The following is a 19,762-nucleotide window of genomic DNA, read 5'->3' as shown; positions in this document are numbered from 1 at the left end:
GGGTAAACCAATCAACAGATTTGCTCATGTTTACATTAAAACATTTAGCCAACGAATTACCAAATTTATCATTACCTGGAATGGAGAAATTGTCTTTAGATTCTACTCTCCAAGAGTTATCGTTATATGATTTGACTATAGAAAGCAGTCAACCTGGAAAAGATGTAGCAAAAGCTTTAGAAGCAAATCCGTTACTACCGGGAGTTATTGTGTTAGAAAAAGGTCAGCTTTTAGGGATAATTTCCCGACGCAAGTTTTTAGAATGTATGAGCCGACCTTATGGGCTAGAAATATTTATGAAAAGACCGATTAAATCTTTATATTCATTAGTTCCTACCGATGCTTTAGTTATTCCTTGTAATACGTTAATTGTGGAGTCAGCTAAACGGTGTTTGCAGCGTTCCCCAGAGTTAGTTGATGAACCAATAGTAGTAGAAATTGAGTCGCAAGTTTACCGTTTGTTGGATATTCATCAATTACTCGTTGCTCAATCGCACATTCATGAATTAGCAACTAATTTAATCAATGAACAAACTAAGTCGCAAATGTTGCAAACAGAAAAAATGGCAAGTTTGGGGCAAATGGTAGCGGGAGTAGCTCATGAAATTTTAAATCCGGTTAATTTTATTGTGGGAAATTTAGAATATTTAGCCAATTACAGTCAAGATTTAATTGAATTGATTGCCGCTTATGAAACAGAAGTTAATCCTCTACCTGAGAGGGTGAGAAACTTACGGGAAGAGATAGAACTTGATTTTTTAAAAGATGATATAAAGCAAATTGTTAATAGTATGCAATTAGGTACAGAAAGATTAGTGAAAATAGTTAATAGTTTGCGAAACTTTTCCCATATCGGGGATGGAGAAAAAAAACCTATAGATATACACGAATGCTTAGAAAGTACGTTATTAATATTACATAATCGGATTAAGTACAGCATTGAATTAGTTAAAAATTACGGCGAACTACCGCCTGTTAGTTGTTATTCTGGGCAGTTAAGTCAAGTTTTTGTCAACATTATTAGCAATGCTATTGATGCGTTAATGGAAAAGGTGTCTGTTGCGCCTAAGACATGGCAAGCACAGATTACTATTAGTACAGAAGTTGTGGAAGCTGAAGGTAGATCGTGGGTACTTGTTCGCATTAGTGATAATGGCCCAGGTATTGCTTTGGAAATTCAGGGGCGAATTTTTGAAACTTTTTTTACTACTAAGCCAGTAGGTAAAGGAACTGGGTTAGGATTGGCTATTAGCCATCAAATTATTACAGAAAACCATAGCGGTAAGTTGAATGTGCGATCGCAAAGTAACAAATTAGAAGATTTTTCTTGCAGTATTAATACTGAGTTCGAGATTATGCTGCCATTAGCTTGAGAAAGCAGGGGAGAGCTAGCAAAACAAATATTTTAAAACTCAATAATTTATCGGTAGCTAAAATAGGTGAAAGTGGTAGGCTATTGGCTGGACTAGTAATAGCTTGTCATTAGAGTTATTTAACTTTCATTAGAGATTGTGTCAAAAGAATTTATTTCGTCTCCTTATTTGTGGGAAGGAGACAATCAAGATCTCTCTATTGACTCCACCTTGGGGGTACTACCCTTATACTCATTTGCAGCAGATGTCAACTGCCCTTGTGCTGAGGTTGTAGAAATTTTTGAGAAACACAGCAAACTACCGGGAGTTATTTTATTAGATCGAGGTAAGTTTGTGGGCATGATTTCACGGTTGCGTCTGCTAGAAACTTTAGTATTATCTGAGAAACAAGACTTGTTTCTCAAAAAAACACTACAATTTCTTTATAACTACGCTCGCACTGATGTTTTAATTCTTCCTGAGACTACGCCAATTTTAGCAGCTGCACAAATGGCACTGCGGCGATCGTCAGAACTTTTGGGAGAACCGATCGTTGTGCAATCAGAAACACAAAACCATCTTTTATTAGATATTCATGAGTTAAACATTGCTCATTGGCAAATTCGGGGAATTGAAACTCAAGTACGTTACGAAAGGACACAGGTGCAATTAATTCAAAGTGAAAAAATGGCTAATTTAGGACGTTTGGTGGATGGAGTAGCTCACGAAATTTTAGATCCGGTAGGTTTTATTTGGGGAAATTTAAGCCATATTTCAACTTATACCGAAAGTTTATTGAATTTAATTGCTGGTTATGAAAGGTCTTTTCCCGAAGAAACAGAAGAGATTCAGGAATTAAAAGAAGAGATAGAATTTGAGTTTTTAAAACAAGACTTGCCCAGAGCAATTAAAAGTGTCAAAGGTGGTGCGGAGCGATTAAAAAAGTTAGTCAGTAGTTTACAAAACTTTTGTCATATTGATGAAGTTTATCCTAAACCTGCTGATTTACACGCTATGTTAGATAGTATAGTTTTATTGTTACAAAGTCGCTTAAAGAGTGAAATTGAAATTGTTAAACAATATGGTGATTTACCGCCAATAAGTTGTTTTGCCGGACAATTAAATCAAGTATTCATGAATATTCTTAGTAATGCTGTGGATAATTTATTAAATCAAGCAGCTTACCAAGAGTTTACAAAAGAATGGCGTGGTGACAGACAAAAATTTTTCACTCACAAACCCCGGATTATAATTAAAACTACAGTTTTTTCTCCTCAAGCAGCATCTAATCCAGAATCTTTAGCATCGCGTTGGATTTCCATTATTATTGCAGATAATGGCCCTAGTTTATCGCCTAAAGCACTGAAGCAAATTTTAGATTCTTTTTCTGTGGAAAAACGGGCGGAAAAGGAAACTAGCTTAGCAGTTAGTTACCAAATTATTACTGCTAAACATGGGGGGAATTTGTTGGTTCGTTCGCCAGACAGGAAAAATAATTTAAGTTCAGAACTATTTTCTACTATGGGCAGAGAGTTTGAAATTCTCCTGCCTCTAGTCTAATGTTATCAACTTTAATATTTTGAGTTTAAACAAAGTTAAGAGTAATATTACACTAACTAACAGCAAATAGTGTGTGCTGAGTTTGAGTGAATACAATAAATATGTAAGCATTTTTATTAAAAATCATTAAATAATAAGCATTGCTTAAAAAATGATTTATAATTTTTTAAACCAGTAAATTAAATTAATTATAAGTCAGAAGTTAAACAGGAGTATTAATAATTACATATAATTATTAGCGGTTTTTAGGTAATTTATTTGAGGTGAAAAAGATGACCTTTGTAAAGAGAATCAATAAGCGAAAAATAGCAGAATCAGTAATCAAAGAGCGCAAATTGTCAAGAGAAAGTCTGATTAATAATATACCGGGAGCAATTTATCGGCGGCTATACGATCGGGAGTGGACGATCGAATTTATTAGTGATGCGATCGCAGATATTTCTGGCTATGCTGCTGTTGATTTTATAGATAATCAAATTAGAAGTTTTGCGAGTATTATTCATCCTGGCGATCGGGAAATTATCGAACAAAGTATGTACGAAAGTATTACTCATGGCAAACCCTATATTTTAGAATATCGAATTATTCATGCTGATGGTAGTATTAAATGGGTTTATGAAAAAGGACAGGCGATTCTTTCTAATTTAGGAGAACTTGAATATTTAGACGGGGCAATTTTTGATATTACCGATCGCAAAATAGCAGAATTAGCCTTACAAGAAAGTGAGTATCGCTATTACACGCTGACTAAATTTTCACCAGTGGGGATATTTCGCATTGACATAGAAGGAAATTTTTTATACGCCAATGAAAGATGGTGTGAAATAGCAGGTATTAGCCTGGAAGAAGCATTACAAAAAGACTGGATAAAAGCTATTCATCCTGATGATAGAGAGCGAGTTTTCCAAGGATTTAACCTAGCGAGGCGGAAAAATACCTCCTTTAAATTACAGTTTCGTTTACAGCGAAGAGACAGAAAAATTATTTGGGTATTAGGGCAAATAGTAACAGAAAAGGATAGCGATGGTAAAATTTTAGGTTATGTAGGAACTTGGACAGATATTAGTGAAAATAAACAAATTGAAGAAGAAGTTAGGCATAGGGAAGCAAAAATTAAGGCTTTGTTAGATGCCATTCCAGACTTAGTAATTTCTCTTAATCAAGATGGGACAATTTTAGAATGTAAAACCGGAAAAAATAGCTCAATGCCGCTGTTATCCAAAATGAAAGTTGGGAGTAATATTTATGAAATATTACCAACTCAGTTAGGGGAACAATTCAAAATTAACATCCAAAAAACTCAGTCTACAAAAGAAATGCAAACTTGGGAGTATAAAATTCCCATTAATGGTAATTGGTATTGCCGTGAGTGTAGAATGATTCTGAGTAGCGAGAAGGAAGTAATAGCAATTATTCGTGATATTACAGAGAAAAAAAAATCGGAAGCTTCGTTACTACAGCAAGCACAGATTATCGATCAGATCCATGATGCTGTAATTACGATGAATTTAAGTGGATATATTACTACTTGGAATCAAGGTGCTCAAAGACTTTATGGTTATTTAGCTGCTGAAGCTTTGGGTCAACATATATCAATTTTTTATCCCAATAAATCCCATAAAATTGTCCAAGAAGAGCTATTTATCCCAGTTTTAGCTAAGGGAAATTATGAAATTGAACAAAAATTACGCAAAAAATCAGGGGAAGAAGTAGATGTACATCTATCTCTTTCATTAGTGAAAAATAGCCAGGGTTTAATCACCGGAATTATCAGTTATGGGATGGATATTACTCAGCGTCGGCAAGCGGAAATAGCACTGCGTCAATATCAACAAGAATTAAAGGAATTGATCGAAAATGCTCCAGATATTATTACGAGATTCGATCGCCATTTACGCCATCTCTACATTAATGCAGCGGCCCAAAAAGTAACGGGAATGTCTCCTGAAATTTTTATTGGCAAAACTAATCGAGAAGTAGGGATGCCAAGGGAATTAGTAAATTATTGGGACAAATGTATGGAGGATGTATTTGCTACAGGTAAAGAAACAGAGATGGAATTTAAATACAATACTCCGGCAGGAATTAGGTACTATCACGCCAGAATAGTCCCGGAATTTTCTGAGCAAGGAGAAGTGGAAACTATATTAGCTGTAACTCGCGATATTACCGAGCAAAAACTAACAGAAAGAGCTTTAGAACAATCAGAACAAAAACTTTCTCTCCATGTCCAGAATACTCCTATAGCTGTAATTGAATACAACTTAAATTTTACAATTGTTGAATGGAATCCGGCTGCTGAAAAGATTTTTGGTTATAAAAAAAGTGAAATAATCGGATATCCTGGTTGGAGACTTATACCAGAAAATGAGCAAGCTTTCGTAAGTGAAGTTTGGCATAAATTACTTAACCAAACAGGGGGAAATCGCTGTACTAATAAAAATCTTACTAAAGATGGCAGAATCATTATTTGTGAATGGTATAACACGCCTTTAATTGCCGAGGATGGTAACTATATGGGTGTTACTTGTTTGGCAGAGGATATTAGCGATCGCGTGCAAGCAGAATTAAGTTTACGTCAACAAATAGAAAGAGAGAAACTATTAGTAACTATTACCCAAAGAATTCACCAATCTTTAAATTTAGAAGAAATTTTAAATACGACAACCAGAGAGATTAGGGAATTACTTAATAGCGATCGAGTTTTAGTTTACCGCATTTGGCCTGACGGAACAGGTTGTGTAGTAACAGAAGCAGTAGTTTCTGATTGTGAATCAATCTTAGGGAGAACTTTTCCTGTGGAAGTGTTTCCCCAAGAATATCATCAACTTTATTCCCAAGGTAGAGTTTATGCGATGAGCGATCGCAATTCAGCGCAAATAGCACCTTGTTTAGTGGAATTTTTGCAAGAATTAGCAGTCAAAGCTAAATTAGTAGTCCCACTAATGGCAGGAGAAAATTTGTGGGGATTATTAATTGCTCATCAATGTAGAAAAGTGCGTCATTGGCAAACGTCAGAAATCAGTTTAATGCAACAACTAGCTACTCAATTAGGTATTGCCATTCAACAAGCTTTATTAGTAGAACAAATGGAAATAGCTAATGCTGAATTAAAGCGATTAGCTTGTTTAGATGGTTTAACTCAAGTAGCAAATCGCCGTCACTTTAATGAATATTTAGAAAGGGAATGGCGACGCATGATTAGAGAGCAAAATCCCATAGCTTTAATTTTATGTGATATTGATTATTTTAAACTTTACAATGATACTTATGGACATTTACCAGGAGATTCATGCTTGCAACAAGTTGCTGATGCGATTAAGCGTGCAGTTAAACGTCCAGCGGATTTAGTAGCACGTTATGGTGGCGAAGAATTTGCCATAGTTCTGCCTAATACTAACGCTGAAGGCGCATTAACTGTAGCAGAAGAAATCCGCGCTTATGTAGCAGCTTTGCAGATTGTTCATGCAGAATCTAAAACTAGTAAATATGTCACTTTAAGCTTAGGTGTAGCTGTGACTATACCTACCTTACATGGTTCGTATCAAGAATTAATTAGAACGGCGGATTTGCGGCTTTATGAAGCTAAATCCCAAGGACGCGATCGCATTGTGTTAAAAACTTTTGGTGAATAATAACAATTAATTTTATGCCGAAAACTCCCATGCTGATTGAAAAAATTCATATTCACACAACATGGCATAATGATAGATTGGTTCTGCTGTTTCTTTAGTTTCAACATAGCGATCGACTAAAGTTTCTAATGCTGTTGCTAGCGGTACAAATTCTGCGGAACTATAAGTGCTAATCCAGTCACTATACTGATGTTCAGGAATGCCATTTTTAGCTAATTCTTGCCCTAAAAAAGCATACAATCGCATACAAGGAGCCATTGCTACAGCTGTTAAACCTGCTGGATTATTCCAAGCAGTAGCTAATAGGAAATCTGTATAACGACGAGTAGCTAAAGAAGGAGAAACTTTTTGCAGATTCACTCCCCATTGTGTAGCATAATTCTGATGTAATTTTAGTTCTTCTAAAACCCCACCAGCTAAGTTGTGAAAAACTAAGAAGCTTTCCCAATTAGGCGATCGCACTGCGGCTATACTATAAGCTCTGGCAAAAGCTTCTAAGAAAAAAGCATCCTGTCCTACATAATAAGCAAATTTATTTTTCGGTAATGTACCTGTGGCAATTCCCTGCACAAATGGATGTGCTAAACAAGCTTGTGCTAATTCTTGATTGGCTTGCCATAATTGTTCAGAAAGAGTCATATTTTTTTAATGAACCGCAAAGGACGCAAAGGACGCAAAGGAAACAGAGAAGGTTGTGATAATCATTTTAATAGTTTTAGACACGATCGCTATTTTTCCCTTTAAAATTTTAGTGTGAGTTCATCTATAAACCAGGAGAACAAAGTGCCCAAATGGAAACTTGTCACCGAATTTACCTTTGATAGCGCCCATTATATCAGAGATTATGATGGCCCTTGCGGTCGGATGCACGGACACACTTATAAAGTGCGAATTGAAGCGACATCTGCGAAACTTCACTCATCGGAATTTTGTCCTCATCCGGTGATGGTAGCTGATTTTCGCACTTTACGTTGGGCGAAACAAGATGTTACTAAAGGCGGGTTAGATCATGGAATTTTGAATGAAGTAATGCCAGAAGGTTACGAAACTACAGCGGAGATGATTGCTAAGTTTATTTATGACCAAACTAAGAAAAAATTGCCCGAAGATGTACAATTAAAAGTAGCTGTATCAGAAACTCCTAATTCTTGGGTTGAATATGAAGATGACTAAAGTAGCTTGTAAGCTTGCCATTGATGACCATAACCTTGTAAATTTTTAAATGTGAGAGCGATCGCAAAACCTAGCCAAACTTAGCCAAAATCAAACATGACAAAATTACAAGCTTTAATTTTTGATGTTGATGGTACTTTAGCTGATACAGAACGAGATGGTCATCGAATTGCATTCAATCAAGCTTTTGCTGAACAAGGTTTTGATTGGAATTGGTCAGAAACATTATATGGCGAATTATTGGCTATTGCCGGGGGAAAAGAAAGAATTCAATACTATTTAAAGCAACATTATCCAAATTTTCAACCTCCATCTGAATGGTCAGAATTTTTGGCAAGTTTGCATAAACTAAAAACCAAATATTACCAACAATTGCTTAAAGATGCAGCAATTCCCCTAAGACCTGGAGTAAAACGGTTAATTAAAGAAGCAAAAGAACAAGGTTTGCGTTTAGCTATTGCCACTACTAGTGCTTTACCAAATGCCACAGCTTTGTTAGAACAAACTCTCGATCCTGATTGGTTTGAAATTATAGCTGCTGGCGATATTGTTCCAGCGAAAAAACCCGCACCAGATATCTATAATTATGTCTTAGATAAAATGGGATTAACAGCTAATGAATGTCTAGTTTTTGAAGATTCGCATCATGGTTTACAAGCAGCTATTGGGGCGGGTTTAAGAACTATTGTGACAGTGAATGATTATACTAAGAATCAAGATTTTAGTGCGGCTTGTTTGGTAGTAAATCATTTAGGCGAATTGGATTTACCATGCGAGTTTTTAGCTGGAAATATTCCAGAAATAACAGCTAAATATGTAGATTTAGCATTATTACATCTTTTGCACAGTGATAACTCAAGTCGCTAGGTATGTTGTTGCGTAAGTCCTGAATTTATTTTGCTCTGGCGATCTCAAACAGTCGAGTATTGGTATTATTTAAGCTATAGTATTGATGGTTATAGTTAATCTGTTCGTCTTATGTCAACTAATCTAATATCGCCTACCTCACCGGATTTTTTAGAGACTTTAACTAAAGCAGCTGCTTGGGAGCAAAAAAGCGATCGACCCAAAGCAGCAGAGGTCGTTCAAGCTTTATTAGAAGCTGAAAAACTTACCAAACAACAACGAATAAATTATCCTTTAGAAACTTTAATAGGTTCCTGGCGACTGCATTTTGTTGTCTCACCGAAAAAATCAAGTCAGCGTTCAGGAATTAAAATGGGGAATGGCTTTTATCTACCGAAGTTTGTCAAAGCCCAAATTTCCTTTTCTCCAGCAGAAGCAGATAACAGCCTTAATCCAAATCAGCTAAAAATTGGCAATCAATTGCAAGTTGGCACCATCTCATTTAAGTTTAATGGGCCAGCCAAGTATTTGGGCAAAAAAAACCTTTTAGCTTTTGACTTTACCCAAATTCAAGTAGGCTTCTTAGGTTTTACTGTTTATAGTGGCAACTTTCGTGGTGGTCAAAAGAAAAACCAATATTTTCAGCAAAAACATATCAGAGATTTACCTTTCTTCGCCTTCTTCGCCATAAATGAAAATTACATTGCGGCCAGGGGAAGAGGCGGCGGTTTAGCAATTTGGGTTAAAGAAGCTTGAGGGTAAATTAGGATTGAAGTTCAGACGAAACAGATTAAAAATGAAAGCAAAAAATTGGCTAAGTTGGATTCAGAAAACAGGGCTATATTTAATAATATGTTGCCTACTGTTTTTCAGCATTGTACCCCAAGCTTGGGCAGCAGATTTAGAGAATGGCGAAAAAGTGTTTCAAGCTAATTGTGTAGGCTGTCATGTTAATGGTGGGAACATAATTCGCCGAGGAAAAAACTTAAAGTTAAAAGCTTTGCAAAAAAATGGTTATGCTGATGTGGAGGCGATCGCATCCATTGTCACCAACGGTAAAGCCAATATGTCAGCTTACAAAGACCGTTTAACTCAACAAGAAATCGAAAATGTAGCAGCTTACGTATTAGCACAAGCCGAAAAAGGTTGGCAGCAATGAGTTGTCAGGCAGAGGAGATGGGGGAATGGGGAGATGGGGAGATGGGGTATTGTTAATACAAAACCTTGTAGAGACGTTACCCATAATGTAGAGACGTTATATATAACGTCTCTACATTATGGGTAATCAAGCTGACATGATATTTTCTCGTTCCATTTGTTCAACCTGGGAACGAGATCTAGGAGGTTCTACCTCCTTTCAGGAGCAAGATTTGAGTTAAGCTGCTTGATAAGGATTTAATAATCGAGAGGCAAATTTCATCACTTCGCCAAGGTCTACATCACTATCTTTATCTGCATTTAAAAACGCATTTAAAATTTGATTTTCCCCACCTGGAATTCCTGGTTGACTTGCTCCCATATTCAGCAAACTAATTACACCAGAAATTAGTATAGGTAAAGCTGTTTCAATTTGAGTTGTGCTTAATTCACTTGTTTGAGCAATTTTTTCAACCATTTGTTGCTGCTCTTGAGGCGGGATTAAAGATGGCAACGTCGCGACATTACCATTAGCACCAATCACTTGATTCATGAGACTTTCCAAACCGCCACTTGCTAGTGATTGTTGTTGTTTTAGTACTGGGCGGAGTAAACTGCCTAAAGTTGACATTATTTTTTGCATTTGAGAAGGATTAACTCCGCGATTTGCTGACAACTGGTTTACAGTGTTGAGAAAGTATTCTAAGTGAGAAACACTACCTCGCTGCTGAGGATTGTTGATCGAGCTAAGAATCTCAAAGAATAGTCCCATTTTTTCATTTCCTGGCTTAAATAATTGACTAAATTTTTAGGGATTGCTGATGATAGTCCGGTTGATTACATATTATGTAGAGACGTTATATATAACATCTCTATAATCTCAGATCTTGCACTTGTGAGGCAGAGCCTCTATTTTTCGTTCCCTGGTTGAACCGGGGAACGAAGATGTGGGAGGTTCCACCTCCTAGTTGTGCAAGATCTGAGTAATCAGACTTGAAAAACCGGGTTTGTTGACGAAAAATCTATGCTTTCAGGTTTAGCTATTTGCTCACCTCCAGGTTTTTAGCCTTGGTGCAATCATGTAGAGACGTTATATATAACGTCTCTACATGATTTACAACGTCTCTACATGATTTACAACGACTCTACGTCCGGCTTTAGACGGATACCCATTTGGATTTACCTTCTAGAGGTATGCGAACATGGAAAGAGCGAATTAAGCGCAACCAGCGACCATCATCGGTATAGTAACCGACTTCTGCAATGTAGTCGCGATCGGGTGCCGGAACAGAAACGTGCCGATCTTGTTGTGTTTCTTCGCACAGATACTCTTGAGTGTTGTGCGGTTGCTGACGATCGATATCCAAATCAGTGGCATCATGAACTCTCAGCATAAAGGTTTTCCCACCTTGTTGCCTCAGAGCTATCTTATAATCTTCGGAAACTTCCCAATAAGCGTAAGCATCCTTAGCATTAAAAGGTACAAGAATAATCCGACATTCGCTCTTGCTCGCCGCTTTACCATTTGTGCCAGTATTATTTGTAGCAGCTGTTCCTAGTTTTGCAACTGCGGCTTTACTTCCGTTAACTGTGGCATCAACTGTCAAGGCATTTCCATTTAAATTGGTGGTTGTTTTGCTGGTATCTGCCACGACGTTGGTTATTACTTTGGCAACATTGTTCACCCCTTCGGAAATGACTTGCGCGACGTTACCGATAAAACCGGATGGTGCTTTTGGGGGTGTGATTTTAGCGTCGATCGATTCTACAGAAACTTCTTTTGGTGGACTAACAATTCGCAGGGAAGCAGAACGCGCAAATTTTAGCCATTCACCATCATTAGTAATGTAGCCTAATTCGGCGATGTAATCGCGATCGCTCACTGGAATCACCACCCGTAAATTAGTAGAGTTGGGATCGCATTCGTACTCCTGCAAGCTATTCGCTGGTTGTTTGTTGAAGTCAATCCCTGTAATGTCGTAAACTCGCAGCCGCAGAGTTTTCCCAACTGTTTGCAACTCGGCTTTTTGTGCTGCGGAAATTTCCCAGTAAACATCTGCACTTTTCAAGTCACGGACTATTAACCATAGTAGAGTTTCTGTTGTGGTGGGAGTTGGTTTGTAAACTACGGGAGTTGCACCTGCAATGCTTGTACCTGTGGCGGGAATTTCGCTATCTTTGACTTCGCTTTTGATTTGCACTAGTGAAGAACGGGCAATTTTTAGCCATCTTCCATCATCGGTAATGTAACCTAACTCGGCTACATAATCGCGATCGATCTGGGGAAGTGCAATATGTAAATCTGTGTTTTGTTCGTTGCACTCATAATCTCGCACACAATGAGCTTGTTGCCGATCTAAGTCAATGCCTCCAGTGGTGTCATAAAGTCGCAATACTAGTTTTTTCTCACCCAATGTTGGTAATTCTGCCTGTTTCTCTGGGGGAATTTTCCAACAAGCGTAAGCATCTTGAGAGTTTCTTGGTACTAGAATTAACCAATTTTCTTTTTGGACGGGAGTTTCAGAAGTTGGTTGTTCTACGATCGTACCAGCTAACCCAGTAGCAACAGGAATTTCACTATCTTTAACTTCGCTGTTGATTCGCACTGGTGAAGAACGGGCAATTTTTAGCCATTGTCCATAATCGGTAATGTAACCGATCTCGGCTATGTAATCGCGATTGCTTTGAGCAATTGGAATCTGCAAATTCGGACTTTGTTCGTCGCAGTCGTATTGCCACTCACTATGGGCTGGTTGCAGATCTAAGTCAATGTCTTCTGTAATGTCATAAAGGTACAATACTAATTTTTTCCCACCCAATTCTTGCAGTTGGGCCTGCTTTTCTCTTGTAATTTCCCAGGTAGCATAAGCTTCTTGGGAGTTTCTCGTCAAGAGAGTTAACCTACTTTCTTTTTGGACGGGAGTTTCAGAGGTTTCTTTTTCAACGATCGTACCAGCTAACGCAGACAAGGCAGCGGGGGAAATTCCATTATCTTGTGCTTCGTTGTTGATTCGTACTGGTGAAGAACGGGCAATTTTTAGCCATTGTCCATAATCGGTAATGTAACCGATTTCGGCTATGTAATCGCGATCGCTTTGAGCAATTGGAATCTGTAAATTAGGATCTTCGTTACAGTCGTGTTGCCACTCACTATGGGCTGGTTGCAGATCTAAGTCAATGTCTCCTGTAATGTCATAAAGGCACAATACTAATTTTTTGCCACCCAACTGTTGTATTTCTGCCTGCTTTTCTGGTGAAATCTCCCAGCAAGCATAAGCTTCTTGGGCGTTTTTCGGTACTATAATTAACCGATTTTCTTTTTGGATGGGAGTTTCAGCAGCGGCAGCGGCGACTCCTAATGCACCTGTAGCAACGGTGGGAATTTCACTATCTTTAACTTCGCTGTTGATTCGTACTGGTGAAGAACGGGCAATTTTTAGCCATTGTCCATCTTCAGTAATGTAACCGATCTCGGCTGTGTAATCGCGATCGCATTGAGAGATCAGAATATGCAAATTAGAGCTTTGTTCATCGCAGCCATATTGCCACATACTATTGGCTGTTTGCCGATCTAAGTCAATGCCTCCAGTGGTGTCATAAACTCGTAATGCTAGTTTTTTGCCACCCAATTTCTGCAATGCTGCTTTCCGTTCTGCGGTAATTTCCCAACAAGCAATTGCATCTTGGGAACTTTGGGGAACTAAAATTAATCGACCTTCGTCTACAGCTTCTGATAGTTGATTAACTTCGGCTACATCTGCACCTACTGGGGTTGTTGCGGGTGTACTGCTATCTGTTGGTACAGCAGCTGGAATTCTGGCATGAAGAGAACGAATTACACTCAGCCAGCGATTATCGTTGGTGAGATAACCGAGTTCGACAATATAATCGCGTTCGGGAAGTGCGATCGGCATTTGCAAATCCTGTTGTTGTTCGCTACAGTCAAATTCCTTGACGCTGTGAGGTGGTTGCCGATCCATGTCAATATGCGTGACATCATAAAGACGCAGCTTCATTTTTTGCCCACCTTGTCGCCGCATTTCTTCCTTGACGCGATCGGGAACTTGCCAATGAGCGTAAGCATCTTGAGATCTACCGGGCGTAAGAGTAATTCGGCTTTCTGGAGTTTTGGCTGGAACTACAGGCGGAACAACAGGGGCAGCACCTCTGCCACCTCGACCTTTAAACAACCACCAAACTAACCCACCAAACAGAGGCAGCAGCAACAACCAAAGCCAAGGCGAAATTCCACCCTTTGACTCATCTGTGGCGACTGCACCAGCCGCTGGTTTGGGTTTGGCTTTTGCCGCTGGTGGAGAGGAAGCAGAAGGCTTGACGGCTGGAGGTTTGGCGGTTGTGCTCCCATCAATAGCCGCCATTGCCCCAGAAACTCGACTAGCTTCAACTAACTTTTGGTTTTGCGAAGATGTGGCATTACCCAAAAATGCCATTACTGCTGGAGTTAAGTTAGATTTTCTGTAAACGTAGCTCAGCGGTTGAGAGAAGGGATAGCGAACGCTGTTCGGTAGAGCATTGTGCATCGGCACAACTCGCACTCTGCGGTTGTTGACTACCTGATCGGAAATTGCATAGCCAATGCCGTTGTTTCCCAAGTTGCTAATTACTGCTTCCGTGCTATCTTTAGCAACTTTTTTCTTGTTTGGGCTAATTTTAGAGCGGTTGTTTTGGAAGATGGAATAGGTGAAAAATGCTTGCCGAGTGTCGCTAGTCTCTGGGCGATCGACTACGCGAATTTTCCCTGGATTTCCACCAACTTGCGACCAGTTGGAGATTTCACCGCGATAAATTCTAGCAAACTGTTGGGCGGTAATACTTTTGTTAAATCTGTTATTTCGTCCAACAATGATGGCGATTTTGTTGCGAGTTACAGGAACGGCAACTAATCCTTGAGCTTTTTCTTCTTTTGTCAGGGGGCGACCAATCGCAGCTAAGTCTATTTTTCCTTGTCTTAAAGCTTTGAGTGCGGCATTGGTGCCTTGATAAGAAAATTTAATATCTGTACCCGGATATTTAGTTTTAAAATTTTTCTCCAAGGCTTGATTGATTTTGATCATGCTGGTAGAACCAGCGATACGTAATGATTTGCCGCGAGGAAGTTCCTTGGGCATCGGAAAGGAAGTACTGCTCGATGATTGCGCTAACAGGGGACGGGCTGTAGAATTAACTGCGATCGGAGCCGAGGTAGTTGCCAAAGCTAGCATTATTGCTAGTGCCGCTAACGGTTTCTCTTGTTTACCGGACATTTATCTAACCCTTCGTATACTAGAAAACTTTACAGGGGACAACCAAAATTAAACATGGTGATAACCTGTAAGTAAATATCTTTTGACCAATGGGTTTTTGTCAACTCTCCTGTAGTTAACATTTATCAACCTATTGGTTGCCATTAACTTTACCGCAATAAGTTCACCTTTAATATGTAATTTTTTACTGTGTAATTGTAACTACTTATACCTTTAAATGTATGATTTTTGTAAATTGTCTTTAACTAACGCAAGTTGCTAGTTATATTGAGTAGGGTGCGTCAGAGAGCCAAAATTAGCGATCGTATCCAAAAATTTACTATCTGACGCACCCTACAGCCTGAAAAATTTCTGAAAATTAATAACTAGCAACTTGCGTTAACTATAGGACAGAACGCTCTCAGGAAGGGGAAAGGGTACAGGTTAAATTAAATTCTCCCTATTCCTTTGTTCCCACTTACCAGTCTGTACTTGTAGTAGGGTAAACACCACTTTCAACAGTGTGGTTTTCCTACTGAATTTCCCGCAAGAAGCAGGCATGATCGAATTAATTGAATTCGGAAGTGGGTTTAAACCTGCACACAAAAATGACTGCACAATTTGAAAAAATTGAAAACCAAGCACCAACTGTAATTGTTGAAACAACCCCTGTTGAAGAAGGGGAAAATGCTACTGAAACTCAAGAAAAAGTGCGGGTAGAAGAAGTTAAAATTAACCGTGATACAGTAGCTAATTTCTACAAAAATGTAGTTGGTAAAACTGAAAATCGTTACCTAGTAGTTAAAAACAAACAGGGTCGAGTTTTGACAGAAGTTCCTCTGTTAGTTGGTGTTCCAGGCTTAGTTGTCGGTACAGTTGTATTTCCCTTGGCGGCGGCGGTAGTAGCTGTAGCCGGAACAGTAGCTAACGTGACTGTAGCGATCGAACGTAAGCAATAAAATTCCCTTTTGTTAAGTATTTAAATCTCACAGCGCTATTCCGATTTGGTTGCCGGAAAGCGCTGTTTGTTGTACGTTGTTGCGCTTTAGCGCTCTTTTTATCTCTAGCGCTAAAGCGCAACAACGTACCTAAATTAGTAGTCAAAAAAAAACGATTTAAAGTTAATAATTTTAAGCAATGGCACAAATTAAAGCTATTACTTACTTAAAGCAATCCGATCCGATATTGGCTAAAGTAATTGATCTAATTGGTACTGAAAGTTTAGAATTAACTTACTACCAAGAGAACTTAGATTTACTCACAGCACTTTCCCAAGCAATTATCTTTCAACAAATTTCTACTATAGTAGCGACAAAAATTTTTCAAAGGTTTGTGTTATTGTATCAGCAGTGCGATCGCCAATTAACAGCCCAAGCAATTCTCGAAACTCCAGATGAGATACTTCGCAGTGTCGGGATTTCCCGCCCCAAAATTAGTTATTTAAAAGATTTAGCTTTAAAAATTGAGCAAGGATTACCGACTTTACCAGAATTAACATTAATGGAAGATGAGGCGGTAATTGAAAGTTTGACGCAAGTTAAAGGGATAGGAAAATGGACAGCACAAATGTTTTTAATTTTCCATTTGCATCGCCCTGATGTATTACCAGTGAATGATTTAGGTATCCGAAGTGCGATCGCCAAACTATACAATTTAAACACATTACCAGATCCCAAAACCATCGAACAATTAGCCCAAAAATGGCAACCTTATCGTAGTATTGCTTGTCGCTACTTGTGGCGCAGTTTGGCACTTTAGGCGATCGACTATTGTAGAAGCAGAAAATTAAATTTTACCTTGACTGAGATCGGAGTGCTAAGAGGCAGAGCCTCTGTTTTTCGTTACCAGGTTGAACCTGGTAACGAGACAAGGGCGGGCTCTCCTGCCTGCCCCACAAGAGTGACAGCTTTCTTGTGGGGTGGGCATCCTGCCTGCCCCACAAGAGTGACAGCTTTCTTGTGGGGTGGGCATCCTGCCTGCCCCATCCTTAAATAACTATTATCACTTTATTTATTTACACCTACTTACTAGCCATTTTTCTAGGTAAGTAACTCGCCATTTATCCGATGTTGCTAAAGGGGATAATTCTGCATTCTAGAATTAAGCGACATCAAAGGAATGATATGGTAACTTCAGCAACAGAGAGTGGGAATTTATTACAACAACTCTCGAACAATTTGGCGGATATTGTAGAACAGTCGGGAAGTTCTGTAGTGGCGGTGAATGGGCGCAGGCGGATGTCTTCTGCGGGTGTGCATTGGCGATCGGGAATTGTAGTCACAGCAGATCATACAATTAATAGAGATGAAGATATTACGGTTACTTTGCCGGACGATCGCACTATTTCCGCTACTTTAATTGGGCGCGACTCCGGCACTGATTTAGCATTACTACGATTAGCAGAAACCGAGGCTTTACCCACAGCAAATTTGAGCGATGGTACAGAATTAAAAGTAGGAGAAATGGTGTTAGCGATCGCGCGTTTCCCAGACAGCGGCATTAGCGCCAGCTTAGGAGTAATTAGCGCTTTAGGCGGCACTTGGCGCACTTGGCATGGCGGAAAAATAGACCAATTTATTCGTCCTTCAGTCATGCTTTATCCCGGTTTTTCTGGCGGTGCATTAGTTAACGCCCAAGGCAAAGTTGTCGGGATTAATACTGCTGGCCCTCGACAATTAGTATTAACCATTCCTACTTCTACTGTCAACCGAGTAGTTGAGCAAATATTAACTGGAAAACGCAGCAAACCTGGTTATTTAGGTTTAGGAATGCAACCCGTACAACTACCTCAACCTCTGCGAAAACAATTAAATATTTCCGGGAATGGCGGAGTAATTATTGTTAGCGTTGAAGCAGATGCACCAGCAGACAAAGCAGGAGTATTAATTGGTGATATTTTGGTGGCGCTAAATGACAAACAAATTAATGATGTTAGCGATGTTCATGCCATGCTCGATCCCGATCGAGTCGGTAAACCTTTAAATGCTCAAATTATTCGCGGTGGCACTTTAACGCAATTAACAATTATTGTCGGGGAAAGGGAATAATGGGCGACTGACAGGCAAGATGCCTGTCCTACGGGATTGGGAATTTTCACATTTAGAGTCACGAGGTAAATAGAAATGATTTGGGCAAATTTAGCTGCGGAATTAACAGCAGTAACGGAAGAATTGCGGCGTTCAAATGTGCAAATTCGAGGAAGTAAAAGAAGCGTTGGTTCTGGGGTAATTTGGAGTAGTGATGGAGTCATCATTACTAACGATCATGTTGTTAGCACTAGGGGAAAAACCGAAGTAGAACTCGCTGATGGCAGAGTTTTCATGGCAACGATTACTGCTAAAAATCCCCAGGGAGATTTAGTGGCATTAAAAGTAGAGGCTACAGACCTTCCGGCGGCGCAAATAGGAGATTCCGAAAACCTTCGAGTTGGAGAATTAGTATTAGCAATTGGTAATCCTTTGGGATTAATGGGCGCGGTAACTACGGGGATTATTCACAGTGTTGGCTCAACTGAATTTAGTCGGCGCAATTGGATACAAGCAGATATTAAACTCGCGCCGGGGAATTCAGGAGGGGCTTTAGCAAATGTGCAAGGTCAGGTAATAGGAATTAACACCATGATTGTCAATGGTCGAGGGTTTTCTGTACCTAGCAATGTGGTGCAACAATTTGTGAGTAATTATCCCGATCGTCCTTATTTAGGTGTAACTTTGCAACCTGTTTTAGTTGCTTTTAATTGTAGACCTGGTTTTGGTTTGTTAATTACCGAAGTTGAGGCGGGAAGTCCAGCGGAAACTGCGAAACTGCAAGTTGGTGATGTGTTAACTGGTGTCAGAGGAATTCCTTTTCACAAACCAAATGAGTTATTTCGCATCCTGGAAAATTCTCATGTTGGTGATGGAATAACGCTGAATTTTCAGCGTGATGGTAGGCGAATGGTAGCGGATGTGGTGTTATGCAGCAGAGTTTCTTCGGCGGAGGCGGCGTGATTCGCGTTTTGATAGTTGCGAACTCTGTAGTGATGCGGGCTGGACTGGAGGCGCTGATTTCTACTAATTCTAATTTGGATGTAGTGGGCAGTTTCTCTAGTTCAGATTCTTTGGCGCAACAGGTGATGCAACTTCAGCCAGATGTGTTGTTATGGGAGTGGGATGAGTCGGAAAATGATGGTGCTCCGACTCTATTTTCTTTGGAACCGGAATTGGCTAATTTGGCGATCGTTCTGTTAGTAAATAATGGGCAAATTGTATCTTTGGCGGAAATTTTGCGTTTTGGGGTACGTGGCGTTTTACCCATTGAAGCGACGGCCCAGGAAATTATTCAGGCAATTATGGCAACGGCAACTGGTTTAACAGTTTTACATCCAGATATGGTAGATTCTTTAGTATCAGTTTTACCTAGCAATACTCGACCTATACCTACTAAATTAAATCATGCTTTAACTAGTCGCGAGATTGAAGTTTTAACTATGCTGGCTGAAGGTTTGGGTAATAAAACTATTGCCCGTCGGCTAGGGATTTCTGAGCATACAGTGAAATTTCACATTGCCTCAATCTTTAGTAAGCTCAATGCCTCTAGCCGCACTGAGGCAGTAATTTTGGGCGCTCGTCAAGGGCTAATTTTATTGTAAGTTACCATATTAATGAATAGTTCCCTAAAGCAGCAAAAGGTAAGTTTTTTTGGTGTTATATATTTGGTATTATCTAATCGAATGGAAAACAAAATTTTATTTACCTAACTTTAACGAAAATTAAGTACAATATAATTTGACTAAGTTTTTAGTTTCTCTTGACCTAAAAAAGAGAAACTAATGCCA

General features: G+C 39.2%; 15 protein-coding genes. 12 read left to right on the top strand and 3 right to left on the bottom strand.

The genetic code is table 11. The features are described from left to right. Positions 1-26 precede the first annotated feature (26 nt). The 3 genes from ACE1CC_RS14295 (at position 27) to ACE1CC_RS14285 (ending at position 6,547) form a co-directional block, all read left to right on the top strand. Positions 27-1,373 (top strand): sensor histidine kinase, encoded by a 1,347-nt coding sequence (locus ACE1CC_RS14295; RefSeq protein ID WP_413271103.1) that lies wholly within the window; start codon positions 27-29, stop codon positions 1,371-1,373. Between the two features lie 138 nt (positions 1,374-1,511). Next, on the top strand, positions 1,512-2,912 hold the full coding sequence (locus ACE1CC_RS14290; protein ID WP_413271102.1) for a sensor histidine kinase: 1,401 nt from the start codon (positions 1,512-1,514) through the stop codon (positions 2,910-2,912). Positions 2,913-3,184: 272 nt separating this feature from the next. Further along, positions 3,185-6,547 carry a PAS domain S-box protein gene (locus tag ACE1CC_RS14285; RefSeq protein ID WP_413271101.1) on the top strand — a complete coding sequence of 1,121 codons (3,363 nt, stop codon included), beginning with the start codon at positions 3,185-3,187 and terminating at the stop codon, positions 6,545-6,547. Between the two features lie 12 nt (positions 6,548-6,559). Here ACE1CC_RS14285 and ACE1CC_RS14280 read toward each other — a convergent pair whose 3' ends face one another. Continuing rightward, positions 6,560-7,186 (bottom strand): TenA family protein, encoded by a 627-nt coding sequence (locus ACE1CC_RS14280; protein ID WP_413271100.1) that lies wholly within the window; start codon positions 7,184-7,186, stop codon positions 6,560-6,562. A gap of 144 nt (positions 7,187-7,330) precedes the next feature. On the opposite strand from ACE1CC_RS14280, the gene ACE1CC_RS14275 reads away from it, so the two are divergent. The 4 genes from ACE1CC_RS14275 (at position 7,331) to petJ (ending at position 9,725) form a co-directional block, all read left to right on the top strand. After that, complete coding sequence (locus ACE1CC_RS14275) at positions 7,331-7,720, top strand: 6-pyruvoyl trahydropterin synthase family protein (protein WP_413271099.1); 390 nt, start codon at positions 7,331-7,333, stop codon at positions 7,718-7,720. 96 nt (positions 7,721-7,816) lie between these two features. Next, positions 7,817-8,587 carry an HAD family hydrolase gene (locus ACE1CC_RS14270; RefSeq protein ID WP_413271098.1) on the top strand — a complete coding sequence of 257 codons (771 nt, stop codon included), beginning with the start codon at positions 7,817-7,819 and terminating at the stop codon, positions 8,585-8,587. Between the two features lie 111 nt (positions 8,588-8,698). Continuing rightward, entirely contained in the window at positions 8,699-9,322 is a 624-nt protein-coding gene (locus ACE1CC_RS14265) for a hypothetical protein (protein ID WP_413271097.1), read from the top strand. 40 nt (positions 9,323-9,362) lie between these two features. Continuing rightward, complete coding sequence (gene petJ, locus ACE1CC_RS14260) at positions 9,363-9,725, top strand: cytochrome c6 PetJ (RefSeq protein WP_413271096.1); 363 nt, start codon at positions 9,363-9,365, stop codon at positions 9,723-9,725. Between the two features lie 216 nt (positions 9,726-9,941). Here the strand turns inward: petJ and ACE1CC_RS14255 are convergent, their stop codons facing one another. After that, positions 9,942-10,475, bottom strand: coding sequence for a hypothetical protein (locus ACE1CC_RS14255; protein ID WP_413271095.1), 534 nt, complete (start codon positions 10,473-10,475; stop codon positions 9,942-9,944). A 385-nt stretch (positions 10,476-10,860) separates the two neighbouring features. Then, a complete protein-coding gene (locus tag ACE1CC_RS14250; protein ID WP_413271094.1) occupies positions 10,861-14,967 on the bottom strand; it encodes a DUF4912 domain-containing protein in 4,107 nt (1,368 codons plus the stop codon). 587 nt (positions 14,968-15,554) lie between these two features. Here ACE1CC_RS14250 and ACE1CC_RS14245 point away from each other — a divergent pair. The 5 genes from ACE1CC_RS14245 (at position 15,555) to ACE1CC_RS14225 (ending at position 19,576) form a co-directional block, all read left to right on the top strand. Next, positions 15,555-15,905 (top strand): DUF4342 domain-containing protein, encoded by a 351-nt coding sequence (locus ACE1CC_RS14245; RefSeq protein ID WP_413271093.1) that lies wholly within the window; start codon positions 15,555-15,557, stop codon positions 15,903-15,905. A 178-nt stretch (positions 15,906-16,083) separates the two neighbouring features. Then, positions 16,084-16,704 (top strand): DNA-3-methyladenine glycosylase family protein, encoded by a 621-nt coding sequence (locus ACE1CC_RS14240; RefSeq protein ID WP_413271092.1) that lies wholly within the window; start codon positions 16,084-16,086, stop codon positions 16,702-16,704. Between the two features lie 365 nt (positions 16,705-17,069). Beyond that, positions 17,070-17,993: a S1C family serine protease gene (locus tag ACE1CC_RS14235; RefSeq protein WP_413271091.1), complete on the top strand. Its 924-nt coding sequence runs from the start codon at positions 17,070-17,072 to the stop codon at positions 17,991-17,993. A gap of 75 nt (positions 17,994-18,068) precedes the next feature. Beyond that, positions 18,069-18,935, top strand: coding sequence for a S1C family serine protease (locus ACE1CC_RS14230; RefSeq protein ID WP_413271090.1), 867 nt, complete (start codon positions 18,069-18,071; stop codon positions 18,933-18,935). Beyond that, positions 18,902-19,576 carry a response regulator transcription factor gene (locus ACE1CC_RS14225; protein WP_413271089.1) on the top strand — a complete coding sequence of 225 codons (675 nt, stop codon included), beginning with the start codon at positions 18,902-18,904 and terminating at the stop codon, positions 19,574-19,576. Before ACE1CC_RS14230 ends, ACE1CC_RS14225 begins: the two co-directional genes overlap by 34 nt. Positions 19,577-19,762: the final 186 nt, after the last annotated feature.

The organism is Floridaenema aerugineum BLCC-F46 (assembly GCF_041929345.1).
GTDB classification, from domain to species: Bacteria; Cyanobacteriota; Cyanobacteriia; order Cyanobacteriales; family Aerosakkonemataceae; genus Floridanema; species Floridanema aerugineum.
The sequence above is the reverse complement of the archived record's forward strand: the minus strand, read 5'-3'. Positions and strand labels throughout refer to the sequence as shown.

What these genes read in the sequence shown, in the direction of transcription:
- ACE1CC_RS14225 (WP_413271089.1), top strand. Translation starts at nt 18,902, where the DNA reads ATGCAGCAGAGTTTCTTCGGCGGAGGCGGCGTGATTCGCGTTTTGATA.
- ACE1CC_RS14240 (WP_413271092.1), top strand. Translation starts at nt 16,084, where the DNA reads ATGGCACAAATTAAAGCTATTACTTACTTAAAGCAATCCGATCCGATA.
- ACE1CC_RS14230 (WP_413271090.1), top strand. Translation starts at nt 18,069, where the DNA reads ATGATTTGGGCAAATTTAGCTGCGGAATTAACAGCAGTAACGGAAGAA.
- ACE1CC_RS14270 (WP_413271098.1), top strand. Translation starts at nt 7,817, where the DNA reads ATGACAAAATTACAAGCTTTAATTTTTGATGTTGATGGTACTTTAGCT.
- ACE1CC_RS14265 (WP_413271097.1), top strand. Translation starts at nt 8,699, where the DNA reads ATGTCAACTAATCTAATATCGCCTACCTCACCGGATTTTTTAGAGACT.
- ACE1CC_RS14295 (WP_413271103.1), top strand. Translation starts at nt 27, where the DNA reads ATGTTTACATTAAAACATTTAGCCAACGAATTACCAAATTTATCATTA.
- ACE1CC_RS14250 (WP_413271094.1), bottom strand. Translation starts at nt 14,967, where the DNA reads ATGTCCGGTAAACAAGAGAAACCGTTAGCGGCACTAGCAATAATGCTA.
- ACE1CC_RS14280 (WP_413271100.1), bottom strand. Translation starts at nt 7,186, where the DNA reads ATGACTCTTTCTGAACAATTATGGCAAGCCAATCAAGAATTAGCACAA.
- ACE1CC_RS14285 (WP_413271101.1), top strand. Translation starts at nt 3,185, where the DNA reads ATGACCTTTGTAAAGAGAATCAATAAGCGAAAAATAGCAGAATCAGTA.
- ACE1CC_RS14255 (WP_413271095.1), bottom strand. Translation starts at nt 10,475, where the DNA reads ATGGGACTATTCTTTGAGATTCTTAGCTCGATCAACAATCCTCAGCAG.
- petJ (WP_413271096.1), top strand. Translation starts at nt 9,363, where the DNA reads ATGAAAGCAAAAAATTGGCTAAGTTGGATTCAGAAAACAGGGCTATAT.
- ACE1CC_RS14245 (WP_413271093.1), top strand. Translation starts at nt 15,555, where the DNA reads ATGACTGCACAATTTGAAAAAATTGAAAACCAAGCACCAACTGTAATT.
- ACE1CC_RS14235 (WP_413271091.1), top strand. Translation starts at nt 17,070, where the DNA reads ATGGTAACTTCAGCAACAGAGAGTGGGAATTTATTACAACAACTCTCG.